Origin of the sequence: Agrobacterium burrii, assembly GCF_017313405.1 — a bacterium.
GTDB classification, from domain to species: Bacteria; Pseudomonadota; Alphaproteobacteria; order Rhizobiales; family Rhizobiaceae; genus Agrobacterium; species Agrobacterium burrii.
Genome location: NZ_JAFLNA010000005.1, coordinates 304,244 through 318,311, shown reverse-complemented (window position 1 = coordinate 318,311; position 14,068 = coordinate 304,244). Strand labels below are relative to the sequence as shown.

Genomic DNA, 14,068 nt, shown 5'->3' with positions numbered 1-14,068 from the left:
AACAAACGCCGCCCAAAGGCGGCGTTTTAAATATAGGGGGCCTTACGAGAAACAGTCGATCGGCTTTCTCAGAATTCCTGCCAGTCGCCATGCGCCGGCGTGGCGGCCGGCTGGGCATTGAGGGCGCGGCTGACGCTGTTCATCAATTTGCGGGCCGGAGAGGCCACGGCCGCCGCTCTGCCGGATACCGCCACAGGTCGCATCGGCTGCTCGATCCGCGTGCGGAGCGGAGCATCCTCAGCGCCGACCTTGAAGCGTGACACAAGGGTCACGAGATGTCCCGCTTCATTGCTCAGCTTGTGGGTTGCGGCCGACGTTTCTTCCACCATGGCGGCATTGCGCTGCGTCACCTGGTCCATCTGGTTGATCGCCGTATTGACCTCGTGCAAGCCGGTGGACTGTTCCCGCGCCGCCGTGGCAATCGAATGGATGTGGTCATTGATGGCGAGGACACGGGTCTCGATCTCGCTCAAGGCGCTACCCGTTTTCTGCACCAGCGATACGCCGCGTCCCACTTCCTGGCCGGATTTGGTAATCAGCGCCTTGATGTCCTTTGCGGCGGTTGCGGAACGCTGCGCCAGTTCGCGCACTTCCTGGGCGACGACGGCAAAGCCCTTGCCCGCCTCGCCAGCGCGGGCGGCTTCCACGCCCGCATTCAGTGCCAGAAGGTTGGTCTGGAAGGCGATCTCGTCAATAACGTTGATGATCTGGCTGATCTCACGGGAAGCATGCTCGATACGATCCATGGCGGAGACGGCATCGCGCACGACATTGGCGGATTCTTCCGTCTTCTGCTTGGTCTCGGCCACCATGGTGCTGGCTTCCTGCGCACGATCAGTGGAATTGCGAACAACGGCGGTAATCTCGTCCAGAGCGGCGGAAGTTTCCTCCAGCGCTGCAGCCTGCTGTTCCGTCCGCTTCGACAGGTCGTCGGCCGCAGAGCGCAACTCGTTTGCGTTGCCGCTGATGCCTTCCGTGCTGCTACGCACCTCGCGCATCGTTTCCCGCAGCTTCGATAGCGTCTCGTTGACGTTGGCCTGCAGTTCGGCAAACACGCCGCGGAACTCACCGTCCATCTTTTCCGTCAGGTCGCCGCGTGCCAGACCCTCGATGACACGGCTGGTCTCGGAGACGCCATTGTCGACGCCGGTGAGCAGCGCGTTGATCGTTGCAGCGAAACGGTTGAGGTTTTCGTCGCCGTAATCCTTGTTGATGCGGCGGCTGAAATCGCCTCCCGCAGCTGCGTCGACGACGATGGCCATGCCGGCCTGCAGATCGTCGCTCTTGGCGCGCATGGCGGTCTCCTGCGCATTCATGCGGCGCATTTCGAGGCCGTTCTTCTTGAAGACTTCAACGGCCGCCGCCATTTCGCCGATTTCATCGTTCCGGCCGAGATAGGGCACATCCGCATCCAGATTTCCGTCCGCCACGGCGTTCATCACTTCCGAAACACTGCGGATGGGCGCGCTCAGCTGCCGCGTACCGATATAAAGACCGAAGGCCGCGCCGGCCAATATGCCGCTGCCGGTGACGATGATGACCAGCCAGAATGTCGTCGTTACAAAACCATCGATGCCGGCCTCGACAGCCTCAAGTTCGGCAATGTCATTCTTTACGACTGCATCGATTTCCGCCTGATAGGCTTTGCGGTTGGCCCGGTTTGCGTCGTTGTTGCCCTGCAGGTTGGCCGCCTGTGGGCTGGCCTCACGGGCAAGCCGCGCGGTTTCCAGGCGAAACGTCTTGAATTCCTTGAAGCGACTGGAGAGGTTATCAAAGGTCGCCTTCTGTTCCGCCGGAACGAGAGGGGTCCATGTGCCGATCAGCTTTTCCATGGCGTCGAGGTTCTTGACGATGCCATCCGCGAAGGGCGCGGCCTTTGTTATATCGGGGGCGGCATATACGCCGCGCGCCTCCATAACGACCGCGGTGACCAGCCGGTTGAGGGCCTCGCCCTTATAGGCGCGCTCCGCCGCCTTTTCATATGCGACCGTACGCACCCGGAATTCGCTGACGGCATAGATGGACAGTCCACCGATGGTGCAGGCCACGAGGCTCATCAGCCCGACAAGAAGATTGATACGACCGCGAATTCTCAATTTCATTCCCCCAACACACGCCAGCCGCACGACGAAAAACAGGAAGCTGGCATAACTTTTCGCATCACAACATTTATCAATGCTGCGTTAAGAAAGAATTTCGGATTTTACCGATTGCGCGTTGGAATCAATCTCTATTGACAGTCGGCGAAGGAGATGGCGGTGTGTTTTCCGCAAAAGGTGAACTGCGAAAACCCCTTCGGCAATTGACTTTGCTCGGCCTATGCCCTTATAAGCCGCGCACGCTCGGCCATTGAAAGCTCGCCCAGGCGGGGTTAGCCGTGCAAAAAACGAAACGCTCTTGCAAATAATTGCAAATTCAAGAAGGGCCGCACACCGCGGTATTAAATAAATGTCGAAGCGTACTTACCAACCGTCCAAGCTTGTTCGCAAGCGCCGTCATGGTTTCCGTGCCCGCATGGCTACTGCCGGCGGCCGCAAGGTTCTCGCAGCTCGCCGCGCACGCGGCCGCGCAAGTCTGTCGGCTTAATTGCCGAGCCTGTGGCCCGATGAAAGTCGCGGGCACATGAGCGAGACTAAAAAACAGCCCGGCCGGCTTAAAAACCGGTCGGAGTTTCTTGCCGTTCAGGCGGGGGAAAAACGGCGGGGAGGCACCTTTCTTCTGGAAGTGCTTGACCGGAAAACCCCGGAAACCGAACCTCGGGTCGGTTTTACCGTAACAAAAAAACAAGGCAACGCGGTCGAGCGAAATCGCATGCGCCGCCGTCTCAAGGAAGCCGTCAGGCTTTCCGCCGGGGTCGCAATGAAGCCCGGTCATGACTATGTGATTGTCGCCCGCAGGGACGTGCTTAGTACGGCCTTCCCGAAACTTCAGTCTCTCCTTACCGAGCGCATTGAAGGAACGGCGAAACCGAAACGGTCCCAGGAGACCCGCTCCAGGAAAGAATGATGGAAAAGAACCGCAATTACTTCATCGCGATAGCCCTTTCGGTTGTCATCGTCCTCGCCTGGCAATTCCTTTACATGAATCCGCGCATCGAGCAGCAGCGCCGCGCCGAAGAGGCCCGCCAGGCGCAGCAGCAGACGACGCAGCAACAGCCGGCACCCGGTGCCGCACCAGGCGCAACTGTAGAAGGCGCGCCGCCCGCCTCCTCCACGCAGGCCGCCGCCACGGCGACCCGTGAGGAAGCGATCGCCAAGACCCAGCGCGTCGCCATCGACACCAACGCCATCGCCGGTTCGATCAACCTGACCGGCGCCCGCTTCGATGACATCCGGCTCAAGGGCTACCATGAGACCGTCGATGACTCGAGCCCGATCATCACGCTGTTTTCGCCCTCCGACACCAAGGACGGTTACTTCACCGAGCTTGGTTATGTCGGCGCTGCCGAAGTCGGTGGCGTTCCCGGCCCGACGACGGTCTGGACGCTTGCGAGCGGCGACAAGCTGACGGAAACCACACCCGTCACGCTCACCTACACCAACGAAAAGGGCGTCGTTTTCTCCCGTACCGTGTCGATCGACCCGCATTACATGATCTCGGTCGCCGACAAGGTCGAGAACCCCGGTCAGGCGGCTATTTCCTTCGCCACCTACGGCCGCGTGACGCGCAACAACAAGCCGGCGATCCCGCCCGTCTTCGTTATCCATGAAGGCTTTCTCGGTGTCTCGGGCAAAGATGGCAGCCTGACGGAAGAGAAATACAAGGACGTTGAAGAGGCGCCGGTAACGGTTGCCAAGGCGACCGGCGGCTGGCTCGGTATCACCGACAAGTACTGGGCGGCGGCCATCGTTCCGCCGCAGACGACGCCGTTCGAAACCCGCTATTCGCATATCACGGGCAATCAGCCGAGCTATCAGGCCGATTTCAAGAGCGACACGATGACGGTCGAACCCGGCCAGTCCATCGAGCTGAAGAGCCTTGTCTTCGCCGGTGCCAAGGAAGTGCCGCTGGTCGACCGTTATGAAACCGAATATTCCATTCCGAAGTTCGACCTTCTGATCGACTGGGGCTGGTTCTACTTCATCACCAAGCCGATGTTCAAAATGATGGATTTCTTCTTCCGTTATTTTGGCAATTTCGGCGTGGCGATCCTGCTCACCACCATCGTCGTCAAGGCGCTCTTCTTCCCGCTCGCCAGCAAGCAATATGCTTCCATGGCGAACATGAAGCGCGTGCAGCCGAAGATGGAAGAACTGAAGGCCAAGCATGGCGACGACCGCATGGCCATGCAGCAGGCGATGATGCAGCTCTACAAGGAAGAGAAGATCAATCCGGTGGCCGGCTGCTGGCCGATGCTGCTGCAGATCCCGGTCTTCTTCGCGCTCTATAAGGTCATCTACGTCACCATCGAAATGCGGCATGCGCCGTTCTTCGGCTGGATCCACGACCTTTCCGCGCCCGACCCGACGTCGCTGTTCAACCTGTTCGGCCTTCTGCCCTATGACGTGCCGCACTTCCTGATGATCGGCGTCTGGCCGTTGATCATGGGCATCACCATGTTCCTGCAGATGCGCATGAACCCGACACCGCCCGATCCGACACAGGCGATGATCTTCACCTGGATGCCGCTGATCTTCACCTTCATGCTGGCTTCGTTCCCGGCTGGTCTGGTTATCTACTGGGCATGGAACAACACCTTGTCCATCAGCCAGCAGGCCCTCATCATGAAGCGCCACGGCGCCAAGATCGAACTGTTCGATAATCTCAAAGGGCTGTTCAAGCGAAAGTCGGTGCAATCGAAATGAGTGACACCGGCCCGGCAACCGAAAAGCCCCTTTTCGGGCGACCCTGGATATTCATTCGCGGCGTTCCCGCGATGAAGTTCCTGCCGCCCGAAGGCCCGCCGGAGATTGCATTTGCGGGACGTTCGAATGTCGGCAAGTCCTCGCTCATCAATGCATTGGTGGGCCACAAGGGACTTGCCCGCACCTCGAATACACCCGGCCGCACGCAGGAACTGAACTATTTCGTTCCGGAAGGGTATTCCGGCGAGCCCGGCGACCTGCCGCCCATGGCGCTGGTTGACATGCCCGGTTACGGTTACGCGCAGGCACCCAAGGACCATGTCGATGCCTGGACGAAGCTCGTCTTCGATTATCTGCGCGGCCGTGCAACGCTGAAGCGCGTTTACGTGCTGATCGATTCCCGCCATGGCATAAAGAAGAACGACGAAGAGGTTCTGAGCCTGCTCGACAAGGCAGCCGTATCCTATCAGGTCGTGCTGACGAAGACCGACAAGATCAAGGATGTCGGCGTTCCCCGGCTGATCGGTGAGACACTGGAGAAAATCCGCAAGCGCCCCGCCGCCTATCCAGAGGTTCTCGCCACCTCGTCGGAAAAATCCTTCGGGCTGGACAGCCTGCGCGCCGAGATCGTCAGAACCGTCTCGCTTTAAGAGGCTCGGCCCTTATCTTCAGGCGATGGTAAAAAGCAGAACGGCGGTCCACAGCATCGCCGTCAACGCCAGAAGCCGCCAGAAGCGCACCGAATGCCAGACCTCCAGAAGCATGGCGGCGAACATGCTGCCATTGCGCAGCGGTTGGGCTCTGAAGGGCAAGCCCAACCGGGCCGGATCCCTTTCAAGCAATGCGGCGACGGTCACCTTTTCCCGATACTCGGTTTCCGCCAGATTATCCCGCCAGCGCCTGACCATCGCGGCGAACTGGCGGTCGCGTTTGACGCGTTTGGCAAGCTCCGCCATGCTTTCCGGCGGCAGCGCGCCCAGCACATATTCGCCAGCGAGCACTTCGTCCCGCAAACCGCTTTGCTTGTCTCGATCCGGTGCCGTCATAGGTCTTCAAACTCCTCGGTCGTCCAGGCAACATCGTTTCACGATGCGCGACACATCCCTGTCGCCCTGCTGAATAACCCCTCCCCTGCCGCAAACAAGGCTGGTCCGATTGGTGCTTTATGTCAATCTTATTACGCGCTTTGAGCCGCCCAAAAACAGAATTTTACCAGGGGCCGACACAATGTGGCCCGGAGGTTATTTCATTCGTCAAAAGCAGACATCCGCCTGTCCTTGCAAAGGCGCCGGCATGTCCGATCCATGCATCCTGCACTGCAAAAATCGATTCCGATTTCTGCACCGATGCTGTAGAGCGATGAAAGGCTCTTTTGGGCCGCAACCACAGACCGAGGTTTTTCCATGACTTCTTCCGAAAGCGAAACTCAGGCGCGGCTGCTTGCACAGGCTCTGCCCTTCATGCAGAAATATGAGAACAAGACCATCGTCGTAAAATATGGTGGTCATGCCATGGGGGATTCGACACTCGGCAAGGCTTTCGCGGAAGATATCGCCCTGTTGAAGCAGTCCGGCATCAACCCCATCGTCGTCCATGGCGGCGGCCCGCAGATCGGCGCGATGCTGACCAAGATGGGCATCGAATCGAAATTCGAAGGCGGCCTTCGTGTCACAGACGCCAAGACGGTCGAGATCGTCGAAATGGTTCTGGCCGGTTCGATCAACAAGGAAATCGTCGCGCTCATCAACCAGACGGGCGAATGGGCGATCGGCCTGTGCGGCAAGGACGGCAACATGGTCTTCGCCGAAAAGGCGAAAAAGACCGTCATCGATCCCGACAGCAATATCGAGCGTGTTCTCGATCTCGGTTTCGTCGGAGAAGTCGTGGAAGTTGACCGCACGCTGCTCGACCTTCTCGCCAAGTCGGAAATGATCCCGGTCATCGCCCCCGTCGCTCCCGGCCGAGATGGCGCTACCTACAACATCAACGCGGATACCTTTGCCGGCGCCATTGCCGGCGCGCTCAATGCGACGCGACTGCTGTTCCTGACCGATGTGCCGGGCGTTCTTGATCGCAACAAGGAACTCATTAAGGAACTGACGGTTTCGCAGGCGCGCGCGCTCATCAAGGACGGCACAATTTCCGGCGGCATGATCCCGAAAGTCGAGACCTGCATCGAGGCCATCAAGGCCGGCGTGCAGGGCGTGGTAATCCTCAACGGCAAGACCCCGCATTCCGTGCTTCTGGAAATCTTCACGGAAGGTGCCGGCACGCTGATCGTGCCCTGATGCTATTTAATGTGGCGGACGGCCAGCCTGTCCGCCACAGACGACATTTCAGCCGAACACCAGAAGCGACAGCACACCGACGACAATCAGCAGGCAGCCGGAAAGTTCGAGCCTGTTGATCTTTTCCTTGAAGAACAGCACGGTCGAGGCGAAGGCGAAAAGCATTTCCACCTGCGCCAGCGCCTTGACCACGGCGGCCTGTTGCAAGGTCATCGCCGTGAACCAGCCGAAAGACGCCGTGGCACCCACGAAACCGACCGCAAGCGACGGTTTCCACGCCTTTGCGATGCGCCGCAATTCGTCCCTCTGCCGCCAGACGATCCACAAGAACATCGACACCGTCTGCATCACGATAACGATGACGAGGGTATAGCCCGCCTGCACCACCGCATCCGGCGTTGGCAGGCTGGGCGCAAGGGACAGCGATGCCGAACGATAGGCAACCGATGACAGGCCAAAAAATGCGCCCGAGGCGAGGCCTATACCAGCGGTGCGGCTGAAGATGGAGGTGAGAATGGAAGCAGGGGTCACTTCCGTGCGCGCAACCGAAATCAGCATGACGCCGGCGACCGAGACGGCGATAGCCACCAATGTCCCGCTATTGACGCTTTCACCGATAAAAATAAGCGCAAACAGCGCTGCCTGCGCTGGCTCCGTGCGGGAATAAGCCGTTCCGACAGCAAAATTGCGGAAGGAAAACAGGTGGACCAGCAGGAAGGTGGCGGCGATCTGCGCCATGGCGCCGACCGTTGCCCATACAGTGAAAGACATGTTCGGCACAGGCAGCGGCCGGCCTAAACCGAGATGCAGAAAGGCGAGATAGGCGAGAGCAAAAGGCATTCCGAACAGGAAGCGCACAAAGGTTGCGCCCGTAGTGCCCATCATGCCCTTGAGGTGCTTTTGCAGGGTCGAGCGCAGGTTCTGCAAGAACGCGCTTGCGAAGGTTATGCCTATCCAGAGTTCCATGCTCTTGGCGGTATCATGCGCTGGAGGCCCCAGCCAAGCCCGATTTTCTCAGCAATCGTCGTCTTTTCGATTTTCTTCGGCATTCGAAACGGGCATAAAGCAGGCCATGGACACAAAGCCGAAAAACCTGCCCGATGCCGCCGATTTCGCCCATGTGAGCGAATGGGTCTTCGATCTCGACAACACGCTCTATCCGCATCACGTCAATCTGTTTTCCCAGATCGACCGCAACATGACGGCCTATGTGGCGGAGCTTTTAAAGCTCGATCCGGAAGAGGCTCGTGTGCTGCAGAAGCGTTATTACCATGATCATGGCACCACGCTTCAGGGGCTGATGATCAATTACGGCATTAGCCCGGACGAGTTTCTGGAACGCGCGCATGCCATCGATTATTCGGCGCTGCAACCGCATCCGGAACTTGGCGAGGCGATCAAGGCGCTGCCTGGCCGCAAGTTCATCCTGACCAATGGCAGCGTCAAGCATGCACAGGCGGCCGCCGGCGCACTCGGCATTCTCGACCAGTTCGAGGATATTTTCGATATCGTCGCTGCCGGTTATCTGCCGAAGCCGGCCAGCGCGACCTATGAGAAGTTCGCAGCACTTGCGAAACTCGACACGAAAAAAGCAGCCATGTTCGAAGACCTGCCGCGCAATCTTGCGGCTCCCAAGGCGCTCGGCATGAAGACCGTGCTGCTCGTTCCCTCCAATCTCGAGGGTGTCATCATGGAGCGCTGGGAAATTCCCGTCGAGACCGATGCGCATATCGACTACATCACCGACAATCTAACCGGCTTCCTGACGAAAACCATCGCCGGCTGACCGCGGTAGCGGAGTTACATCGCAACATTACCGAAGCTTCATCCACCTTACCGATGTTTAAGTGGTGAGGCTCGGTGGAGGTCACTATCTTTTCTTCAGGGACACCAAAGAAAGGTAATGACGATGATGACCAAGCGAAAAATCGCCCTCTCTGCTCTTGGCGCAGCCCTTGTGCTCAGCACGGCCGCGACGGCCAGTTTTGCCGCACCCGGCAAAGGCCATAAGGATCGCATGCCGATCCGCCAGGAAGTCGCCTTCGTTCACCTCTTGAAGATTGCCGATACCAACAAGGACGGCAAGATTTCGAAGGAGGAATTCGCCGCACGGCAGGATGCGCTTTTCACCGAGATCGACAAGGACAAGGACGGTTCGATCACGCCGAAGGAAATGCGTGAATATCGCCAGGCGAAAATGGAAGCTTTCCGCGCCGCCAATCCGCGCCCCGAGCGTGAGAATGCCAAAGCCGACGAAGGCAAAGGCCCCGAAGGCAAGCGCGCCGAACGCGAACATGGCGGCCGTTCCGGTCATCAGGGCTGGGGCAAGCATGGCGGCAAGGGTGCAGGCCTGGGGATGCTCCGCTGGGCCGATACCGACGAGAACGGTCAGGTCAGCAAGGCCGAGTTCACCGCAGCCGGCGAGAAAATGTTCGAACGGCTGGACAAGAACAAGGACGGCGTCATCTCCATTGATGACATGCCGGACCGCCCGTTCCTTTGATCCGATAATAATAAAGCCCGCTCAAAAGGCGGGCTTTTATCTTTGTTTTGTCGCATCTCCGGACGTAAAACCGCTATGCACTTTTACTGGAAATGCTTCAACTGTTTGTTTTTACGCATTTCCGGACGGAAAACCGCTACGCACTTTTCCTGGAAATGCTCTAGTGCAGGCTGACGGTTTTGAGATCGTCTTCAGCCGCCTTGAAGAACGTGCTGGAACGGTTATCGGTCAGGAGGATCGGCGTGCCATCCGCGCCAAACAGCGCCCAGAGATCCAGCTGCGGATCGAGATCAGGCGCTTCCGGGAAACAGCGGCTGACGTCTTCCGCACGGATCTTGCGGATATATCCCACTTCTCCCTCGCCGATATGGGCGAGCTGGGACCGGGTGAGACGCGCATGCGCTTCTTTTAAAAGCATATTTCAGCCTCCTTCTTCACGCCGAGAGATTCATGTCCGATTCCGGCGTTCACGTTCTACTCTGAGACGGAAATATTAATTTTCTTTACCACGTTCGAAATTTCAGGCCGCACCAGATCGATGGAAAGAAGGCCGTTGCGCATGCGCGCTTCCCTGACCTGCATGCCATCGGCAAGCACGAAGACCCGCTGGAACTGGCGCGCCGCGATACCCCTATAGAGAAAATCGCGCTTTTCCTGCTCCTGCTGGCGACCGCGAATGACAAGCTGGTTGTCGGCCGTCGTCACATCCAGATCGTCCTGCGAGAACCCGGCAACCGCGATGGTGATACGCAGCCGCTCCGGCACGTCTTCGCCGCCGGGTAGTCGTTCGATATTATAGGGAGGGTAGCCGTCATTGGCCTTCGCCATACGCTCCAGCGTTTTTTCCATGGCATCAAAACCCAGCAGAAGCGGGTGGGTGAATGGCGTCATGCGGCTCATATCTTTTCTGTCCTTGCAACCAAGCGACGTTTCCCGGTCCCGCTTTCGGCAACCTTGCCGGTTAGTCGCACCGGCTGAAACAATATGGGAAGCCGAGCCGCGATGCGCAAGACGGACAGCCGATGCAATGGCAGGTCCCGAGGAATGAGGCTTGACAAGTGAGTATCCGCCGCTCGAAAAAAGCACTCATCTCAACGGCGGGCAAGACATGGCAGAACGCAGAAAAATCATCATCGACACCGATCCGGGCCAGGACGACGCAGCGGCAATCATGCTCGCTTTCGCAAGCCCGGATGAAATCGACATTCTCGGATTGTGCGCCGTTGCCGGCAACGTCCCGCTGAAACTGACCAGCCGTAATATCCGCATCATCTGCGAATTATGCAACCGCACCGATATTCCCGTTTATGAGGGCGCGGAAAAGCCGCTGGTGCGCAAGCCCATCACCGCCGAGCATGTTCACGGCAGCACCGGTCTCGACGGCCCTGATCTCGATGAGCCGGCAATGGAGGCACAGAAGCAGCACGCGGTCGATTTCATCATCGAAACGCTGATGCGGGAACCCGCGGGCACGGTGACGCTCTGCACGCTCGGCGCGCTCACCAATGTGGCGCTGGCGCTGCTGAAAGCGCCTGAGATCGCCGACCGCATCAAGGAACTGGTGATGATGGGCGGCGGCTTCTTCGAGGGCGGCAACATCACGCCCGCGGCCGAATTCAACATCTATGTCGATCCGCAGGCAGCCGATATCGTCTTCCGTGCCGGTATTCCTGTTGTCATGATGCCGCTCGACGTCACCCATAAGCTCCTGACCACCAAGGCGCGGGTCAGCCGCATTCGTGACATCGGCACACGTCCGGCCATCGTCATGGCGGAAATGCTGGAATTCTTCGAACGTTTCGACATCGAGAAATACGGTTCGGACGGCGGCCCGCTGCACGATCCGTCCGTTATTGCCTATCTCATCAGACCCGAGCTGTTTCAGGGTCGCGAGTGCAACGTCGAAATCGAGGCCACTTCCGAACTGACCATGGGCATGACGGTGGTGGACTGGTGGCGCGTGACCGAACGCCCCGCCAATGCCCGCGTGATGCGCAACGTGGATGCGGACGGTTTCTTCGAATTGCTGACGGAACGTTTTGCCCGGCTCTGAACGGAACGCGGGCATGAAAAAAGGGCCGCGGGTATCGCCAGCGGCCCTTTTTATTTGAAGTGGGAAAACCCGTCAGAATTCCGTCCAGTCATCCTGCGCCAGTGCGTTTGCACCGCTGGTTCTTGGGCGGGGACGCGATGCCGTCGAGCGGGCCGGTGCTGCGGCCAGAGCCGAGGGGGCACGCATGGCAGCAGCCGCGGAGCGCAACTGCTGGCTGGGTTGACCACCGGACACGGCGAAACCGGCAACAAGCGATTTCAACGTTTCGGCCTCGCCATTCAGCGTCACGCTGGCCGCCGTGGTTTCTTCCACCATCGCCGCATTCTGCTGGGTGACCTGATCCATCTGGGTAACGGCAGAATTGATTTCCTTCAGACCTACCGCCTGTTCGCTGGCGGAAGCGGAAATCTGCCGTATCAGCTGGTTGATCTGCAAAACCTGATCGGCGATATTCTTCATCGTCTCACCGGCCTTGCCAACCAGCTGGACGCCCTCGCCCACCTGCCTTGCCGAGGTGTTGATCAGTCCCTTGATCTCCTTGGCGGCGGTTGCAGACCGTTGCGCCAGTTCGCGCACTTCCTGCGCGACTACCGCAAAGCCCTTACCGGCATCACCCGCACGGGCCGCTTCCACACCGGCATTCAACGCCAGAAGGTTGGTCTGGAAGGCGATCTCATCAATCACCCCGATGATGCGGGAAATTTCCGCCGAGGATTGCGCGATGCCCTGCATGGAGTTGACGGCCTGCTGTACCACTTCGCCCGACGTGCCGGCATCATCGCAGGCATGGCTGACGGCTCCGGCGGCCTGCGCGGCATTTTCCGCGCTGGAATTGACCTGCGCTGTCAGCTGGTTGAGGGCGGCTGCGGTTTCTTCCAGACTTGCGGCCTGCTGTTCCGTGCGGTGCGAAAGGTCACTGGCGGCGCGGGTGATCTCACCGGTGCCATTGCCGATGGTGACAACCGTCGCATTGACCGTGGAGACGGTTTCCTCGAGGCTTGCCAGCGCCGAGTTGAAATCGCTACGTAGTTTCGCATAGTCGCCGGGGAACTCGTCCTCAATCCGGTAGGTCAGGTTGCCCTGCGAAAGCGCGTTGAGACCGGAGCCAAGCACGCTGACGATATGCTGCTGCATGCGGCTGTTCTCCGTGCGCTCGGATTCCGATCGCTGACGCGCCGTTTCCGCATCACCACGCTGGACAGCGGCATCCGCTTCCATTTCACGAATGCCGGCGAGTTTTGCGCGGAAGCCTTCCAGCGCGGTGGCCACGGCCCCCGTTTCATCCCTGCGGTCCTGCCCGGATACCGGCGCATCGTAACGGCCTTCGCTCAGCGTCCGAACATCCTTGACCAGCGAGGCGAGCGGGTTGCCGACGAAGTGACGCACGGCGAAATAAAGCGCGGTGATGACGGCGGCGAGAATGACGAGCGCACCGATGATCATCATGTAGGTCTGCTCTTCCACCGGCGCGTTCAGTGCCTGATGCGGAATATCCACCAGCACGACCCAGGTGGCGTTGAGGCCGGGAACCGCGAAGGGATAGACGAGGCGGTTATAGGGCGCGTCGGTATCGAGGCCGAGATTTTCAATGAGACCCTGCTTGCCGGAAGCGAGCGCCGCCTGAACAGCGCTGACGCCGTCTCCGTTATAGGCCTTCATATTCTGCTCGGGCGTCGGCGGCACCAGCCACTGGCCGCCCTGCGACACGAGCGTCACGCGGCCGGTCTCGAAAGGACGCAGCGCCTGCAGCTTCTGCGACAGCGCGGCAAGAGAAATATCGACGCCGGCGACGCCGATCATCTTGCCGTCCGACATGACGGGATAGGCAAGCGAGGTCATGGTCGTGGGCACTTCCGTGCCCTGCGCGAGATAGGGCTGGGTGATGGCGCCCTTGCCCGTCTTGGCGGCAAGCGCCCACCATTCAGCGGCGTAGTCATTATCGAAAGTCGAGAACTGGATGTCACCCTTCTGGGTCTTCGACCAATAGGGGGCGAAGACGCCATTTTTATTGGTGCCGAGATCGAGCCTGTTGGCAATCTCGGTGCTCTGGCCGTCGAAAAGGCCGAGCTGCTCGCAGAACCAGCTTCCGAAAGCGAAAGTATTCTGTTCGACATTGGCCTTGAGGATGTTGACGATGCCGGGGCGATCCATCGATTTCGCCTGATGCGCACGGCCGATGACACCGGCCATGGAGCGCGCAGCGCTGCCGAGTTCGCCCACATCGGCGGCGATGACGTTGGCGATGGCGCGCGCCTCGGTATTCGCCTGATCCATGGTCAGCGCATGCACACGGTCGCTGGTCTGGGAAATGAGGAAGGAATTCGATGCGACCAAGACCGTGGTGATGGCACAGCCGGTTACGAGAATAAGCTTGGTCGCAAGCGACTTCACTTTGAAATTGAACATTTTGGCCTCGATC

General features: G+C 59.2%; 14 protein-coding genes. 8 read left to right on the top strand and 6 right to left on the bottom strand.

Annotated elements, in window-relative coordinates; all coding sequences use genetic code 11:
• Positions 1-68 precede the first annotated feature (68 nt).
• A complete protein-coding gene (locus JZX89_RS12405) occupies positions 69-2,096 on the bottom strand; it encodes a methyl-accepting chemotaxis protein (protein ID WP_207134234.1) in 2,028 nt (675 codons plus the stop codon).
• Positions 2,097-2,448: 352 nt separating this feature from the next.
• Here JZX89_RS12405 and rpmH point away from each other — a divergent pair, with 352 nt between their 5' ends.
• From rpmH to yihA, 4 genes are read left to right on the top strand one after another with little or no spacing between them, the layout of a single operon-like run.
• Complete coding sequence (gene rpmH, locus JZX89_RS12400; protein WP_052675362.1) at positions 2,449-2,586, top strand: 50S ribosomal protein L34; 138 nt, start codon at positions 2,449-2,451, stop codon at positions 2,584-2,586.
• A 36-nt stretch (positions 2,587-2,622) separates the two neighbouring features.
• On the top strand, positions 2,623-3,006 hold the full coding sequence (gene rnpA, locus JZX89_RS12395; protein WP_153515357.1) for a ribonuclease P protein component: 384 nt from the start codon (positions 2,623-2,625) through the stop codon (positions 3,004-3,006).
• On the top strand, positions 3,006-4,805 hold the full coding sequence (yidC, locus tag JZX89_RS12390) for a membrane protein insertase YidC (RefSeq protein WP_174374163.1): 1,800 nt from the start codon (positions 3,006-3,008) through the stop codon (positions 4,803-4,805). The genes rnpA and yidC overlap by 1 nt, the downstream gene beginning before the upstream one ends.
• Positions 4,802-5,455, top strand: a complete 654-nt coding sequence (gene yihA, locus JZX89_RS12385; protein ID WP_142840946.1) for a ribosome biogenesis GTP-binding protein YihA/YsxC — start codon at positions 4,802-4,804, stop codon at positions 5,453-5,455. The genes yidC and yihA overlap by 4 nt, the downstream gene beginning before the upstream one ends.
• Before the next feature lie 18 nt (positions 5,456-5,473).
• Here the strand turns inward: yihA and JZX89_RS12380 are convergent, their stop codons facing one another.
• Entirely contained in the window at positions 5,474-5,851 is a 378-nt protein-coding gene (locus tag JZX89_RS12380; protein WP_207134198.1) for a hypothetical protein, read from the bottom strand.
• Between the two features lie 357 nt (positions 5,852-6,208).
• Between JZX89_RS12380 and argB the strand changes: the two genes are divergently transcribed.
• Positions 6,209-7,093 (top strand): acetylglutamate kinase, encoded by an 885-nt coding sequence (argB, locus tag JZX89_RS12375; protein ID WP_052820274.1) that lies wholly within the window; start codon positions 6,209-6,211, stop codon positions 7,091-7,093.
• Positions 7,094-7,141: 48 nt separating this feature from the next.
• On the opposite strand, the gene JZX89_RS12370 is transcribed toward argB, so the two are convergent.
• Positions 7,142-8,059, bottom strand: a complete 918-nt coding sequence (locus JZX89_RS12370; protein WP_207134197.1) for an EamA family transporter — start codon at positions 8,057-8,059, stop codon at positions 7,142-7,144.
• A 106-nt stretch (positions 8,060-8,165) separates the two neighbouring features.
• Between JZX89_RS12370 and JZX89_RS12365 the strand changes: the two genes are divergently transcribed.
• Entirely contained in the window at positions 8,166-8,879 is a 714-nt protein-coding gene (locus JZX89_RS12365) for a pyrimidine 5'-nucleotidase (protein WP_153515175.1), read from the top strand.
• A gap of 126 nt (positions 8,880-9,005) precedes the next feature.
• Positions 9,006-9,596: an EF-hand domain-containing protein gene (locus JZX89_RS12360; protein ID WP_369809548.1), complete on the top strand. Its 591-nt coding sequence runs from the start codon at positions 9,006-9,008 to the stop codon at positions 9,594-9,596.
• Between the two features lie 160 nt (positions 9,597-9,756).
• On the opposite strand, the gene JZX89_RS12355 is transcribed toward JZX89_RS12360, so the two are convergent.
• Entirely contained in the window at positions 9,757-10,014 is a 258-nt protein-coding gene (locus tag JZX89_RS12355; protein ID WP_003493591.1) for a BQ00720 family protein, read from the bottom strand.
• A gap of 56 nt (positions 10,015-10,070) precedes the next feature.
• Positions 10,071-10,496, bottom strand: coding sequence for an Hsp20 family protein (locus JZX89_RS12350; RefSeq protein WP_153515177.1), 426 nt, complete (start codon positions 10,494-10,496; stop codon positions 10,071-10,073).
• 208 nt (positions 10,497-10,704) lie between these two features.
• Here JZX89_RS12350 and JZX89_RS12345 point away from each other — a divergent pair, with 208 nt between their 5' ends.
• A complete protein-coding gene (locus JZX89_RS12345; protein ID WP_207134195.1) occupies positions 10,705-11,649 on the top strand; it encodes a nucleoside hydrolase in 945 nt (314 codons plus the stop codon).
• A gap of 72 nt (positions 11,650-11,721) precedes the next feature.
• Here the strand turns inward: JZX89_RS12345 and JZX89_RS12340 are convergent, their stop codons facing one another.
• On the bottom strand, positions 11,722-14,055 hold the full coding sequence (locus JZX89_RS12340) for a methyl-accepting chemotaxis protein (protein ID WP_207134194.1): 2,334 nt from the start codon (positions 14,053-14,055) through the stop codon (positions 11,722-11,724).
• Positions 14,056-14,068: the final 13 nt, after the last annotated feature.